This is a genomic window from Sphaerisporangium rufum (genome assembly GCF_016863395.1).
GTDB classification, from domain to species: Bacteria; Actinomycetota; Actinomycetes; order Streptosporangiales; family Streptosporangiaceae; genus Sphaerisporangium; species Sphaerisporangium rufum.
Genome location: NZ_BOOU01000052.1, coordinates 121,579 through 133,673, shown reverse-complemented (window position 1 = coordinate 133,673; position 12,095 = coordinate 121,579). Strand labels below are relative to the sequence as shown.

Annotated in this window: 14 protein-coding genes; 11 read left to right on the top strand and 3 right to left on the bottom strand. The window is 76.7% G+C overall.

Features of this window, described 5'->3' with window-relative positions; genetic code table 11:
* The first annotated feature begins 151 nt into the window (after positions 1 to 151).
* A complete protein-coding gene (locus Sru01_RS18590) occupies positions 152 to 1,060 on the top strand; it encodes a carbamate kinase (protein ID WP_239137536.1) in 909 nt (302 codons plus the stop codon).
* A gap of 58 nt (positions 1,061 to 1,118) precedes the next feature.
* The gene (gene bar, locus Sru01_RS18585) at positions 1,119 to 2,225 is read left to right on the top strand and encodes a barbiturase (protein WP_203987759.1); all 1,107 of its coding nucleotides are present in this window, start codon (positions 1,119 to 1,121) and stop codon (positions 2,223 to 2,225) included.
* A gap of 145 nt (positions 2,226 to 2,370) precedes the next feature.
* On the opposite strand, the gene Sru01_RS35710 is transcribed toward bar, so the two are convergent.
* Positions 2,371 to 2,937, bottom strand: a complete 567-nt coding sequence (locus tag Sru01_RS35710) for a CGNR zinc finger domain-containing protein (protein ID WP_239137535.1) — start codon at positions 2,935 to 2,937, stop codon at positions 2,371 to 2,373.
* Between the two features lie 58 nt (positions 2,938 to 2,995).
* On the opposite strand from Sru01_RS35710, the gene Sru01_RS18575 reads away from it, so the two are divergent.
* The 3 genes from Sru01_RS18575 to Sru01_RS36260 all read left to right on the top strand — a co-directional run bounded on the left by Sru01_RS18575 (position 2,996) and on the right by Sru01_RS36260 (position 5,036).
* Entirely contained in the window at positions 2,996 to 4,288 is a 1,293-nt protein-coding gene (locus Sru01_RS18575) for an MFS transporter (protein ID WP_203987756.1), read from the top strand.
* Positions 4,254 to 4,838 carry an SseB family protein gene (locus tag Sru01_RS18570; RefSeq protein ID WP_203987753.1) on the top strand — a complete coding sequence of 195 codons (585 nt, stop codon included), beginning with the start codon at positions 4,254 to 4,256 and terminating at the stop codon, positions 4,836 to 4,838. Before Sru01_RS18575 ends, Sru01_RS18570 begins: the two co-directional genes overlap by 35 nt.
* A 66-nt stretch (positions 4,839 to 4,904) precedes the next feature.
* Complete coding sequence (locus Sru01_RS36260) at positions 4,905 to 5,036, top strand: hypothetical protein (protein ID WP_275412186.1); 132 nt, start codon at positions 4,905 to 4,907, stop codon at positions 5,034 to 5,036.
* A 32-nt stretch (positions 5,037 to 5,068) separates the two neighbouring features.
* Here the strand turns inward: Sru01_RS36260 and Sru01_RS18565 are convergent, their stop codons facing one another.
* Entirely contained in the window at positions 5,069 to 5,731 is a 663-nt protein-coding gene (locus Sru01_RS18565; RefSeq protein ID WP_203987750.1) for an SSI family serine proteinase inhibitor, read from the bottom strand.
* Positions 5,732 to 5,964: 233 nt separating this feature from the next.
* Here Sru01_RS18565 and Sru01_RS18560 point away from each other — a divergent pair, with 233 nt between their 5' ends.
* From Sru01_RS18560 to Sru01_RS18535, 6 genes are all read left to right on the top strand, one after another.
* On the top strand, positions 5,965 to 6,831 hold the full coding sequence (locus tag Sru01_RS18560; RefSeq protein WP_203987747.1) for a prepilin peptidase: 867 nt from the start codon (positions 5,965 to 5,967) through the stop codon (positions 6,829 to 6,831).
* Positions 6,832 to 6,922: 91 nt separating this feature from the next.
* Positions 6,923 to 8,101, top strand: coding sequence for a chorismate synthase (gene aroC, locus Sru01_RS18555; protein ID WP_203987744.1), 1,179 nt, complete (start codon positions 6,923 to 6,925; stop codon positions 8,099 to 8,101).
* Positions 8,098 to 8,604, top strand: a complete 507-nt coding sequence (locus Sru01_RS18550) for a shikimate kinase (protein ID WP_203987730.1) — start codon at positions 8,098 to 8,100, stop codon at positions 8,602 to 8,604. Before aroC ends, Sru01_RS18550 begins: the two co-directional genes overlap by 4 nt.
* Positions 8,601 to 9,677 carry a 3-dehydroquinate synthase gene (gene aroB, locus Sru01_RS18545; protein ID WP_203987727.1) on the top strand — a complete coding sequence of 359 codons (1,077 nt, stop codon included), beginning with the start codon at positions 8,601 to 8,603 and terminating at the stop codon, positions 9,675 to 9,677. The genes Sru01_RS18550 and aroB overlap by 4 nt, the downstream gene beginning before the upstream one ends.
* A 46-nt stretch (positions 9,678 to 9,723) precedes the next feature.
* The gene (gene aroQ, locus Sru01_RS18540; RefSeq protein WP_203987724.1) at positions 9,724 to 10,164 is read left to right on the top strand and encodes a type II 3-dehydroquinate dehydratase; all 441 of its coding nucleotides are present in this window, start codon (positions 9,724 to 9,726) and stop codon (positions 10,162 to 10,164) included.
* The gene (locus Sru01_RS18535) at positions 10,161 to 10,943 is read left to right on the top strand and encodes an SGNH/GDSL hydrolase family protein (protein WP_203987721.1); all 783 of its coding nucleotides are present in this window, start codon (positions 10,161 to 10,163) and stop codon (positions 10,941 to 10,943) included. The genes aroQ and Sru01_RS18535 overlap by 4 nt, the downstream gene beginning before the upstream one ends.
* Here Sru01_RS18535 and Sru01_RS18530 read toward each other — a convergent pair.
* Positions 10,913 to 12,094, bottom strand: a complete 1,182-nt coding sequence (locus tag Sru01_RS18530) for a sensor histidine kinase (protein ID WP_203987718.1) — start codon at positions 12,092 to 12,094, stop codon at positions 10,913 to 10,915. The two genes, Sru01_RS18535 and Sru01_RS18530, sit on opposite strands and share 31 nt — an antisense overlap.
* Position 12,095: the final 1 nt, after the last annotated feature.

Below are 12,095 nucleotides of genomic sequence, written 5' to 3'. Positions count from 1 at the left end.
GGTCGGTGCCTATCCGGGGCCGGCGGCGGCGGACGGTGGCACCCGGCCGGGCCGGCGCCGGCCGCGGGTTGGCGAAAGTTTCCGAACATACGGGCGTTCGTGGGCAGAGATGGCCAATGAGGGGCGGCCGGCCGGTGGATAGCTTCGGGCTGTGGGGGAACGCGTCCTGGTCGCGCTGGGCGGCAACGCGATGACCGGGCCGGACGGCAGTGCCTCGCCCGGCGACCAGCGGCGCGCCGTGGAGGGCGCCATGGCGCACGTCACGGCGCTGATCGGCCGCGGCCACCAGGTCACCGTGACCCACGGCAACGGCCCCCAGGTCGGCAACCTGCTGCTGAAGAACCAGCTCGCCGCGGACGTGGTGCCCCCGGTCCCGCTGGACTGGTGCGGCGCGCAGACCCAGGCCACCATCGGCACGCTCATCCTCAACGCGCTCGGCGAGCGGGCGGCCGTCGTGGTGACCCGCACCCTGGTGGACGCGGCCGACCCGGCGTTCGGGCACCCGGTCAAGCCGATCGGCCGCTATTTCGACGCCGCGCAGGCCCGCCGGTTCGAGCGGCTGGGCCAGACCTGGCGGGAGTTCCCCGGCCGGGGGTGGCGGCGGGTGGTGGCCTCGCCCGAGCCGCTGGAGATCCTGGACGCCCCGGCCGCGCTGGCGCTGATGGCGGCCGGATACACGGTCGTGGTGGCCGGCGGCGGGGGAGTGCCGGTCGTCCGGCGGCCGGACGGCACCCTGGCCGGGGTGGAGGCGGTGGTCGACAAGGACGCCGCCGCCGCGGTGCTCGCCCGAGCGGTACGGGCGGACGTGCTGATCATCGCGACGGACGTGCCCGCCGCCGTCGTCGGCTTCGGCACCGCCGACCCGCGGCCGATCGGCCGGATCACCGCCGCCGAGCTGGGCAGGCTGCACGCCGCCGGGCACTTCGCCGGTGGCAGCATGGGGCCCAAGGTGGCCGCCGCGCTGCGGTTCGCCGTGTCCGGCGGCCGGGCGGTGATCACCTCGCTGGAGCACATCGGCGAGGCGCCGTCCGGCCGGGTCGGCACCGTGGTGGAGGGTTGACGGCCGGCGCGCCCGCACCGGCACGTGGTGTCACGTGATGTAAGCGAAAGGGGAGGACATGCCGGATCCGATCGAGGTGCGCAAGGTCGCCATCGAGAGCGTCACCGACGCCTCCGGGCTGGCCCGGTTGATCGACGACGGGGTGATCGAGGCCGACCGGGTGCTCGCCGTCATCGGCAAGACCGAGGGCAACGGCGGCGTCAACGACTACACCCGCATCCTGGCCGACCGGGCGTTCCGCGAGGTGCTGCTGGCCCGCGGCACCCGCTCCGCCGAGGAGGTCGCCCAGGTGCCGCTGGTGTGGTCCGGCGGCACCGACGGCGTGCTCAGCCCGCACGCCACGATCTTCGCCTCGGTGGACCCGGCCGGCGTCCAGCCCACCGGCGAGCCGCGCGTCTCGGTCGGCGTGGCCATGAGCGACGTCATCCTGCCCGAGGACATCGGCCGCCCGGCGATGGTGGAGAAGGTCGCCGCCGGCGTCCGCGAGGCCATGAAGATCGCCGGTATCGAGGATCCGGCCGACGTGCACTACGTGCAGACCAAGACCCCGCTGCTCACCCTGGCCACCATCACCGACGCCCGCTCGCGCGGCCATGACGTGGTGACCGAGGACACCGGCCCGTCGATGGACATCTCCAATTCCACCACCGCCCTCGGCATCGCCGTCGCGCTGGGCGAGATCGAGATGCCGGCGGCCGACCAGATCCACAAGGACCTGTCGCTCTACTCCAGCGTCGCGTCCTGCTCCTCCGGCGTCGAGCTGGACCGCGCGCAGATCGTCGTGGTCGGCAACGTGCGCGGCATCGGCGGCCGCTACCGCATCGGGCACAGCGTGATGCGGGACGCGCTGGACGCCGACGGCATCTGGGCGGCCATCCGCGACAGCGGCATCGAGCTGCCCGACCGGCCGCACTCCACCGATCTCGGCGACCGGCTGGTCAACGTGTTCATGAAGTGCGAGGCCGACCCCACCGGCCGGGTCCGCGGGCGGCGCAACATCATGCTGGACGACTCCGACGTGCACTGGCACCGGCAGATCAAGGCGGCGGTCGGCGGGGTCGCCGCCGCGGTCACCGGCGACCCGGCGGTGTTCGTCTCGGTGGCCGCCGTCCACCAGGGCCCCTCCGGCGGCGGCCCGGTCGCCGCCATCGCCGACCTGGGCTGAGCGCCGGGACCCGGCGCAGCCGTGCCGGCCGGTCAGCGGCCGGCAATCCCACCTCCGCCCCGGCCGGCCATCCCGCCGCCCGCCCGCCCCGCGCGGGCCGGGCGGGAGCTCGGCATGCGCCCGGCGTGGCGGGCCGGCGGGCGGGTCAGCCGCCCGTCTGCCCGCCGCGGGCGCGGTAGCCGCGCATCTTGGTGCGGCTGCCGCAGATGCTCATCGTGCACCAGCGGCTGCGGCCGGACGGGCTGCGGTCGTAGTACACCCACCGGCAGCTGTGCGCGGCGCACGCCTTCAACCGTGGCCAGGTGCCGTCGGCGACGGCGGCGAGCACCCCGCAGGCCAGCTGCGCCACCAGGGCGGGCAGCCCGGCCAGCCCGGCCGCCGGCACCGCGCGGGCACCGCCGCCGGCGTCGATCGCCAGGCGCAGCGCGGCACCGGCCAGCATCTCCTCCAGCACGGCCGCCGACGCCGGCGGCACGTCCACGCCGGCGTGCGCCTGGCACACGTCGCGCAGCGCCTCGCGCAGCCGCACGCACTCGGCCACCGCGCCCTCTTCGAATCGCAGGCCGGGCAGGCCGTGCGCGGCGCAGAACTCCGCCAGGTCGGCCGCCGTGCGCAGCCCGTCCCGGCCGGCCTCCAGGTCGGCGGTGTTGGCGAAATCTTGTAGCAGCGCCAGCGCCGCGGGCGCGGGCGCCCGGCCGCCGGGCTGCTCCATGCCACCAGATTACCGGTGCTGTACTGTCTTGCGGTAACCGTTACCTGTGGGAGGGGTAGTGTCGGTAACAAGCCCGACGGGCGTGCTGCGCCGCGACCGCGATTTCCGCCGCTTCTGGCTGGGCCACAGCGTCTCCGCGATGGGTGCCCAGGTCACCGCGGTCGCCCTGCCGCTGGTCGCCTCGCTGACCCTGGGCGCCGGACCGGCCGGGGTGGCCGCCGTCGCCACCGCCGCGTTCCTGCCCAACGTGCTGCTCCCGCTGCTCGCCGGGCACTGGCTGGAACGGCGCCGCCGGCGCCGGGTGATGATCGCCATGGACCTGTTCCGCGCCGCCGCGCTGCTGGTGGTGCCGCTCGCGCACCTCGCCGGCCTGCTGTCGATCCCGCTGCTGGTCGCGGTGGCCTTCGCGGTGGGGGCGGCCGGCGTCGTCTTCGACATCGGCGGGTTCGCCTACGTGCCGTCCCTGGTCGCCGAGCGGGATCTGCCGGCCGCCAACCAGGCCATGCAGGGTTCCACCACCGCCGCGCAGGTCGCCGGGCCCGGCGTGGCCGGGATGATCGCCCAGCTCGCCGGGCCGGCGCCGGCGGTGGCGATCGACGCCGCCAGCTACGTGGCCAGTGCCGCCGGCGTCGCCGGGGCGCGCCGGCCCGAGCCGCCGCCGGCCGCCGCCGGCGCGCCGTCCGGCATCCTGGACGGCCTGCGGCCGATCGCCCGCAACCCCTTCCTGCGGGCGCTCACCGCGCACGCCGCGGTCTACAACTGCGCGGCGCAGATCCTCACCGTCAACCTGATCGTCTTCGCGGTCACCGAGCGCGGCCTGGGCGCCGGCCTGTACGGCCTGGCCCTCAGCGCCTCCGGGGCCGGCGCGCTCCTCGGCACCCTGGTCGCGCTGCGGCTCGCCGGGCGCGTCGGGTACGGCCGCGCGTTCGCCGCCGCCCTGGTGCTGTCCACCGGCACCCCGCTGCTGCTCGCCGCGCTGCCCTGGCGGGGCGGCGCGCTGGCGGCGGCGCTGGCCGCCGTCCAGCTGGTCGCCGGGGTCGGGCTCGGCGCGGCGAACGTCCTGTCGGTCACCCTGCGCCAGGTCATCGCGCCGCGCGGCGCGCTGGCCCGCACCAACGGCGGCTACCGGCTGCTGATCTACGGCGTGCTGCCGATCGGCAGCGCGCTCGGCGGGGTGATCGGCCAGGCCGCCGGCTGCCGGGCCGGGGTCGCCGCCGGCGCGGCCGGCATGGCACTATCGGCGCTGCCGATGTTCGCCCGCCGGGTCCGTTCCCTGCGCGAGCCGGGCGACGCCGCGCCGGGTAGGCTCGACGGTCGTGCCGAGCATTCCGCAGCCACTGGTGCCCGATGACGACGGCGCCGCCGACCCGGCGCTGGCCGCCGCGCTCGCCGGGCACGCCGCCGGCACCACCGGCCCGGCCGAGGTGGCCGCCGCGCTGGCCGGCGCCCGGCTGCTGGTGCCGGTCGTGGCCGTGCTGACCGCCGCCGAGACCGGCGCGCACGGCCTGCGGCAAGAGAAGGAGAGCGAGATGGCGCTGCCGCTGCTGGTCGGCGCGGACGGCCGCACCGCCGTCCCGGCCTTCACCGGCAGCGGCCCGCTGCGCCGCTGGCGGGCCGACGCCCGGCCCATCCAGGCGCTTGCCCCGCAGGTGTGCCGGGCCGCGCTCGGCGAGGGCGCCGCGGCGGTGGTGGTCGACGTGGCCGGCCCGGCGCCGTTCCCCATCGAGGGCGGCCTGCTGCACGCCCTGGCCGCCGCCGGCCGCCCGGCGGGCGGCCCGGACGAGCTGCGCGGGCTGCTGGCCGAGCTGTCCCGGCACGCCGACGTCACCGTGGCCCGCGTCCCGGACGCCCCCGGCCCGCCGCGGCCGCGCGGCCTGCGCGCCCTGTTCCGCCGCCGCTGACCCCGCGTCCCGCGGGCGTTCGGAACCTGCCCGTCCGGGCCGGCACTGGCGTGCGCCTGCCCGTTCATGGTGATCCTGGACGCACATCAACGTGGCCTGCCGGCCGCCGGCTACGACCTCGTCTTCCTGGTGGCGGCCGGACTTGGTCTGACCCTCGCGGTGGCCGGCTCGCTGCTGCCGCGGGACCGGCGGGGCTGACCCGGGCGCTGGACGTCCGGCCGTCGCAGCGCTCAGAAGGCGGCGACGGAGCGGAGGGTGACGAGCATCGAGCACTGGTTGGTGAAGACGCGCAGCCCGGAGATGGTACGCGGGCCCCACACGCCCACCGCCCAGAACGTCACCGGCGCGTAGGTCGTCGGGCAGGCCGTGGTGTCCGACGGCCGGAGCCGGCCGATGTCGCCGTTCACCCGGGTCAGCTCGGCGCAGGCCTCCCGGGGGCGCGGATGCGATCCGGCGCTGGATCCGCAGTCCAGCACGGCGACCCGGTCCGGCGGCCAGACCACCGGCCCGGGATTCACCGACAGCACCAGCGCGCGCGTCACCGGCGCCGTGCCGGCCTTCCTGATGGTCGCGCTCCGGGTGGTCCCGGCGGTCCGGTCGTCGCCGCCGCCCGCGCCGTCCACGGGGGGCGTCCTGCCGCCCGCGACCTTGGGGATCATCGCGGTGCCGGTGCCGGTGCCGGTGCCGGCCGCGGCGGGCGGCGCGTCCGGCCCCGGCCCGGCATCTGCGAGCGCGGAACGGCCGGCTCCGGCGTCCGCGAACGCGGGCCGATCGGCCCTTATGTCAGCGAGCGCGGGACGGCCGGCCAGGATCACACCGGTGAGGGTGGCGCCGGTCAGGGTGGCGGCGGTGAGGGTGGCGCCGCTCGCCAGGTGCCGGCGATGAGATCGCATGCCTTCCCCTTTCCGGGAACGGATCTCGATGATCTCTAGGTGTCGGTTCGACAGATCATCTCCAGGCGGGAGCGGCGGGTCGCATGAGGAACGCCGGTCGTCCGGCCGTTTTTGCGGGAGTTTTCCAGGCGACCGGGCCCACGAGGCGTTACCCGGGTCCGTGCCGTCCGGGCCGGGCCGCGTTCCCGCCGTTCCCGCCGTTCCCGCGCGGCCCGGCGTACTAGGGTCGGCGGGTGTCCATCATCGTCGCCGGCGCCGCGCTGCTCGGCCTGGTCGCCGGGCACTACGCCCGCGCCCTGGCGGCCGGCTTCGCCCCGCTCCCGGACGACCCCGCGCCCCTGCCCCCCGGGCAGGAGCCGCCCGATGGCCGTCCCCGCGGCACGCCCGCGGCCGGCGGTCCACCCGGCGGCCCGGCGGTGGAGGGCGGTGACGCGCCCGAGGACCGGGTGGTCACCCGGGAGGAGGCGCGGGAGCTGCGGCGGGCCTACCGGGCCGAGGCGCGGGCGGCGTTCCGCGGCGCGCTGCGCGCCCGGCCCGATCTCACCCGCCTTCCGGTCGCCGAGCTCGCCACCGCGGCGGCCTGCGCCCTGGTCGCCTGGAGGTTGACGGCCGCGCCCGCCGGCCTGGACCCCGATCTGGACCCCGATCTGGCCCACGGCCTGGCGCGCTGGGCCCTGCTGATCGCCTGGCTGTACGGGGCGGTCGCCGGCTGCGCGCTGACGATGATCGACTGGCGCACCCGGCGGCTGCCGGACGCCATCACCCTGCCGTCGTACCCGATCCTCGCGGTGCCGCTGGCCCTGGCCGGCGAGCTGCCCGGCGCGCTGGCCGGCGGGCTCGGCCTGGCCGCCGGCTACTTCGTGCTGTGGTTCGCCCGACCGGACGCGCTCGGCCTGGGCGACGTCAAGCTGGCCGGGCCGGCCGGCATGCTGACCGGCGCGCTCGGGGTGTCCGCCTGGGTGACCGGCGCGCTGGCCGGCCAGCTGTTCGGCGCCCTGTACGCGATCGCGCTGCTGGTCAGCCGGCGCGGCACCCGGCGCAGCCACTTCCCGCTGGGGCCGTTCATCGTGCTGGGCGCGCTGGCCGGCCTGCTGCGCTGACCGGCCTCCCGCACCGGGCGGTCCGCCGCGCCGATCGCGCCACCCGCCCGCGCGGTGAGGGCAGTGGGCGGCACGTGGAAGACTTGTCACCATGTTGCGCTGGTTGACCGCAGGTGAGTCTCACGGCCCCGAGCTCGTCGCCATCCTGGAGGGCATGCCCGCCGGCGTCGAGGTGACGACCGCCGACGTGCGGCACGCCCTGGCCCGGCGCCGGCTGGGGCACGGCCGTGGCGCGCGGATGAAGTTCGAGCAGGACGAGGTCACGATCGTCGGCGGCGTCCGGCACGGCCGCACGCTGGGCAGCCCGGTGGCGATCCGGGTCGGCAACAGCGAGTGGCCCAAGTGGGAGACCGTCATGGCCGCCGACCCGGTCGACCCCGACCTGCTGGCCGCCCAGGCGCGCAACGCCCCGCTGTCGCGCCCGCGCCCCGGCCACGCCGACCTGTCCGGCATGCAGAAGTACGGCTTCGACGACGCCCGCCCGGTGCTCGATCGCGCCAGCGCCCGGGAGACCGCGGCCCGGGTCGCGCTCGGCCAGGTGGCCCGCGCCTTCCTGCGCCAGGCCCTCGGCGTCGAGATCGTCAGCCACGTCGTGGCGATCGGCGCGGCCGAGGCCCCCGACGGCGTGGTGCCCGGCCCCGGCGACCTGGCCGCGATCGACGAGCACCCGGTGCGCTGCCTGGACGCGGCGGCCGGCACCGCGATGTACGAGGAGATCGAGGCGGCCCGCAAGGAGGGCGACACCCTGGGCGGCGTCGTGGAGGTGCTGGCCTACGGCCTGCCGCCCGGCCTGGGCAGCTACGTCCACTGGGACCGCCGGCTGGACGCCCGGCTGGCCGCCGCGCTGATGGGCATCCAGGCGATCAAGGGCGTCGCGGTGGGCGACGGGTTCGCCACCGCCCGGCGGCGCGGCTCGCAGGCGCACGACGAGATCGAGAACACCCCGGACGGCGTGCGGCGGGTCACCAACCGGGCCGGCGGCGTCGAGGGCGGCATGACCAACGGCGAGCCGCTGCGGGTCCGCGCCGCGATGAAGCCGATCTCCACCGTGCCGCGCGCGCTGTCCACCGTCGACGTCGCCACCGGCGAGCCCGCCAAGGCGATCAACCAGCGGTCCGACGTGTGCGCGGTGCCCGCCGCCGGTATCGTCGCCGAGGCGATGGTCGCGCTGGTGCTCGCCGACGTGGCCGTCGAGAAGCTCGGCGGCGACTCGGTGGAGGAGGTCGCCCGCAACCTGTCCGGCTACCTGTCTTCGATGGTGATCAAGTGACCTCTCCCAGAGTCGTGCTCATCGGCCCGCCGGGCTCGGGCAAGTCGACCGTGGGCCGGCTGCTGGCCGGCCTGCTCGGCACCGGCTTCCGCGACACCGACGCCGACGTGGAGGCGGCGGCCGGCAAGGCCGTCGCCGACATCTTCGTCGAGGACGGCGAGGAGCGGTTCCGCGAGCTGGAGGCCGATGCCGTGCGCGGCGCGCTCGCCGGGCACGGCGGGGTGCTGGCCCTGGGCGGCGGCGCGGTGCTGGACCCGCGCACCCAGGAGCTGCTGGCCGGCCACCCGGTGGCCTACCTGCGGGTCGGCCTGGCCGACGCGGTGGCCCGGGTCGGCCTGGGCTCGGCCCGCCCGCTGCTGGTGCTCAACCCGCGCAGCCGGCTCAAGGCGCTCATGGAGGAGCGCCGCCCGGTCTACGAGCGGCTGGCCACCCTCACGGTGGAGACCGGCGGCCGCACGCCCGACGAGGTGGCCGCCGAGATCGCCAAGGGGCTCCCGGCGTGAGCGTCACCCGCATCACCGTAGGAGGCGAGCGCCCCTACGACGTGGTCGTCGGCGCCGGCGTGCTCGGCGAGCTGCCCGGCCTGGTCGGCCCGCGGGCCGGCACCGTCGCGGTGATCCACCCCGAGACCCTGCCGGAGATCGCCCGGCCGGCCTGCGGCGCCCTGGAGGCCGCCGGGTACGCGGTGCTGCCGCTGCCGGTGCCGGACGGCGAGCGGGCCAAGACGGCCGAGGTGGCCGCCGGGCTGTGGTCGGCGCTCGGCCGGCACGGCATGACCCGCTCGGACGCGGTCGTCGGCGTCGGCGGCGGGGCCACCACCGACCTGGCCGGCTTCGTCGCCGCCACCTGGCTGCGCGGCGTCACCGTGGTGCAGGTGCCGACCACGCTGCTCGGCATGGTCGACGCCGCGGTCGGCGGCAAGACCGGCATCAACACCCCTGAGGGCAAGAACCTGGTCGGGTCCTTTCACCCGCCGGCCGGCGTGCTGTGCGACCTGGCCACCCTGGTCACGGTGCCCCGGGACGACTACGTCGCCGGGCTGGCCGAGGTGATCAAGGGCGGGTTCATCGCCGACCCGGAGATCCTGCGCCTGGTCGAGGCCGACCCCGAGGGCGCCCGGGAGCCCGGCGGCCCGCACACCCGCGAGCTCGTCGAGCGCAAGATCAGGGTCAAGGCCGAGGTGGTGGGCGCCGACCTGCGCGAGTCGGGCGTCCGGGAGATCCTCAACTACGGCCACACCCTCGCGCACGCCATCGAGCGGGCCGAGGACTACCGCATGCGGCACGGCGAGGCGGTCGCCATCGGCATGGTCTACGCCGCCGAGCTGTCGGAGCTGTCCGGCCACGCCGCCGCCGGCCTGGCCGCGCGCACCCGGGAGATCCTGGCCTCGGTCGGCCTGCCGACCGCCTACCGGCGGGAGGCCTGGGCCGAGCTGCGCGACCACATGCGGGTCGACAAGAAGAACCGCGGCGCGGTGCGGCGGTTCGTCGTGCTGGACGGCGTGGCCGCGGTCGCCCGGCTGGAGGACCCGCCGGAGGAGCTGCTGGAGGCGGCCTTCCGGCGGATCGCCCGATGAGGGTCGCCGGCGGGGACACCTGGAAGACCCGGCGGAGGGGATGACGATGCGGACGGTCTTCGTGCTGAACGGGCCGAACCTGGGCCGGCTGGGCAGCCGCGAGCCGGAGAAGTACGGCGCGGCCACCTTCGCCGACCTCGCGGCGCTGTGCCGGGCCACCGGCCGCGAGCTCGGCATGTCGGTCGAGGTCCGGCAGACCGACGACGAGGCCGAGCTGGTGTCCTGGCTGCACGACGCCGCCGACCAGGCCATCCCGGTGGTGCTCAACCCGGCGGCCTTCACCCACTACTCCTACGCGCTGCGCGACGCCATCGCCCAGCGCACCGCGCCGCTGGTCGAGGTGCACATCACCAATCCCGCGGCCCGCGAGGAGTTCCGGCACACCTCGGTGGTGGCCGGAGTGGCCTCCGGTACGATCGCCGGGTTCGGGCTGCGGTCCTACGAGCTGGCGCTGCGGGCGCTGGCGGACGGTATGGAGGGGGCATGAGCGCGTACACCTCGTTCGTCGCGATCGGCGACAGCTTCACCGAAGGGCTGAACGACCCGGGGGAGAACGGCCACTTCCGCGGCTGGGCCGACCGGGTCGCCGAGCGGCTGGCCGCCCTGTCGCCGGAGTTCCGGTACGCCAACCTGGCGGTGCGCGGCAAGGTGCTGGCCCAGGTCGCCGAGCTCCAGGTGCCGGCCGCCATCGAGCTGAAGCCCGACCTGGTCACCTTCAGCGCGGGCGCCAACGACCTGCTGCGGCCGGGCTCCGATCCCGACCGGCTCGCCAAGACCTTCGCCCGCGCGGTCCGCGACCTGCGGGCCTCCGGCGCGGAGGTGGTGCTGTTCACCGGGGTGGACCCGCGCGACCTCCCGCTGATGCGCCAGGGGCGCGGCCGGTTCGCCGTCTTCTACCTGCATGTCCGGTCCATCGCCGACCTGTACGGCTGCCACCTGGTGGACCTGTGGTCGATGCAGTCGATCCGCGACTGGCGGGCCTGGAGCGACGACCGGCTGCACATGAACGCCGAGGGTCATCGCCTGGTCGCGGCGAAGGTGTGCCGGGCGCTCGGCGTGCCGTGCGACGACGACTGGCGATACGACTGGCCGCCGCGCGAGCTGGTGGACCGGCGGGTCAAGCTGCGCGAGGACCGGCTGTGGCTGCGCCGGTACCTGCTGCCCTGGATAGGCCGCCGGCTGCGCGGCACCTCCTCCGGTGACCTGGTGGACGCCAAACGCCCCACGCTGGACCCCTACCCCGCGCCGGGCCCGCCCCCGTCCTGAGCGGCGCCGCCGGCGGGGACGGTGGCGCGGACCGCGAAGCCGCCGGTGCCGTCCGGCCCGGCGTGGAAGGTGCCGCCGAGCAGGGTCACCCGCCGGTGCAGCCCGGCCAGCCCCATCCCCGAGCCCGACCCGGCCAGCGCCGGGTCCGGGCCGCGGGCCGGCCGGTCGTTGCGCACCTCGACCTCGGCCCGCCCGCCCGGGTAGGCCACCGCGACGGTGACCGGCGCGCCGGGGGCGTGCTTGCGGGCGTTGGTGAGCGACTCCTGCACGACCCGGTACACCGCGCGCGCCACCACCGCGGGCACCGTCGCCGGGTCGCCGCGCACCGCCAGCTCCGCCCCGTCGGCCGCGGCCAGCGCGGACAGGTCGCCGCCGGTGTCGTCGTCGGTGTGATATCCGGCGCGCGGCGCCGGCACCGGCCGGGCCCCGGTGGTGACCACCCGCATGAGATCGCCCAGCTCGGTGAGGGTGCGGGTGCCGGCCCGCCGGATGTGCTCGGCGGCGGCGCGGGCTTCGGCGTCGGCGGTGGTAACGCGCAGCGCGTCGGCGTGCAGCACGATCTCGGTGACGTGGTGGGTGACGATGTCGTGCAGCTCGGCCGCCAGCCGCCGGCGCTCGGCGGTCTCGGCGCGCTCGGCGAGCAGCCGGCGCTCGGCGTCGGCCAGCTCGGCCCGGCGGTGCAGCGCGCGCAGCAGCTCGACCCTGGTCCGCAGGTAGAGCGCGACCAGCGCGGGCAGCGCGGTGGCCGACAGTGCGACGTACACGCGGGGCCAGCTCGGCGCCCACAGCGGGATCGCCGGGATCGCCAGCACGGCCGCGAACGCGAACGCCTGCCGCCACGGCAGCACGTACACCAGAAACGACACCACCAGCGAGGCCGCGGCCGGCGGTGCCGGGCCGCCGGCGAGCGCGAGCAGCGCGGTGACCGCGACCGCCAGCGTCCCGACCGTGCGCGGCAGGCGGACGACCAGCGGCAGGCAGGCGTCCAGCAGCAGGTTCAGCGCCAGTTCCGGCAGCGGGCCGTCGCCGGCGAACACGATGATCTGCACGGCGGCGCACGAGACGGCCACGCCGGTGGCGGCCAGCAGCGTCACCCGGCGGTCGCGGCCGGTCAGCAGTGGCCGGCCCGGCCGGATCCCCCGGAATCGCACG

Bases quoted from the DNA above. Each gene is read 5' to 3' on its own strand.
- bar (WP_203987759.1), top strand. From the start codon at position 1,119: ATGCCGGATCCGATCGAGGTGCGCAAGGTCGCCATCGAGAGCGTCACC.
- Sru01_RS35710 (WP_239137535.1), bottom strand. From the start codon at position 2,937: ATGGAGCAGCCCGGCGGCCGGGCGCCCGCGCCCGCGGCGCTGGCGCTG.
- Sru01_RS36260 (WP_275412186.1), top strand. From the start codon at position 4,905: ATGGTGATCCTGGACGCACATCAACGTGGCCTGCCGGCCGCCGGCTAC.
- Sru01_RS18565 (WP_203987750.1), bottom strand. From the start codon at position 5,731: ATGCGATCTCATCGCCGGCACCTGGCGAGCGGCGCCACCCTCACCGCC.
- aroC (WP_203987744.1), top strand. From the start codon at position 6,923: ATGTTGCGCTGGTTGACCGCAGGTGAGTCTCACGGCCCCGAGCTCGTC.
- aroQ (WP_203987724.1), top strand. From the start codon at position 9,724: ATGCGGACGGTCTTCGTGCTGAACGGGCCGAACCTGGGCCGGCTGGGC.
- Sru01_RS18535 (WP_203987721.1), top strand. From the start codon at position 10,161: ATGAGCGCGTACACCTCGTTCGTCGCGATCGGCGACAGCTTCACCGAA.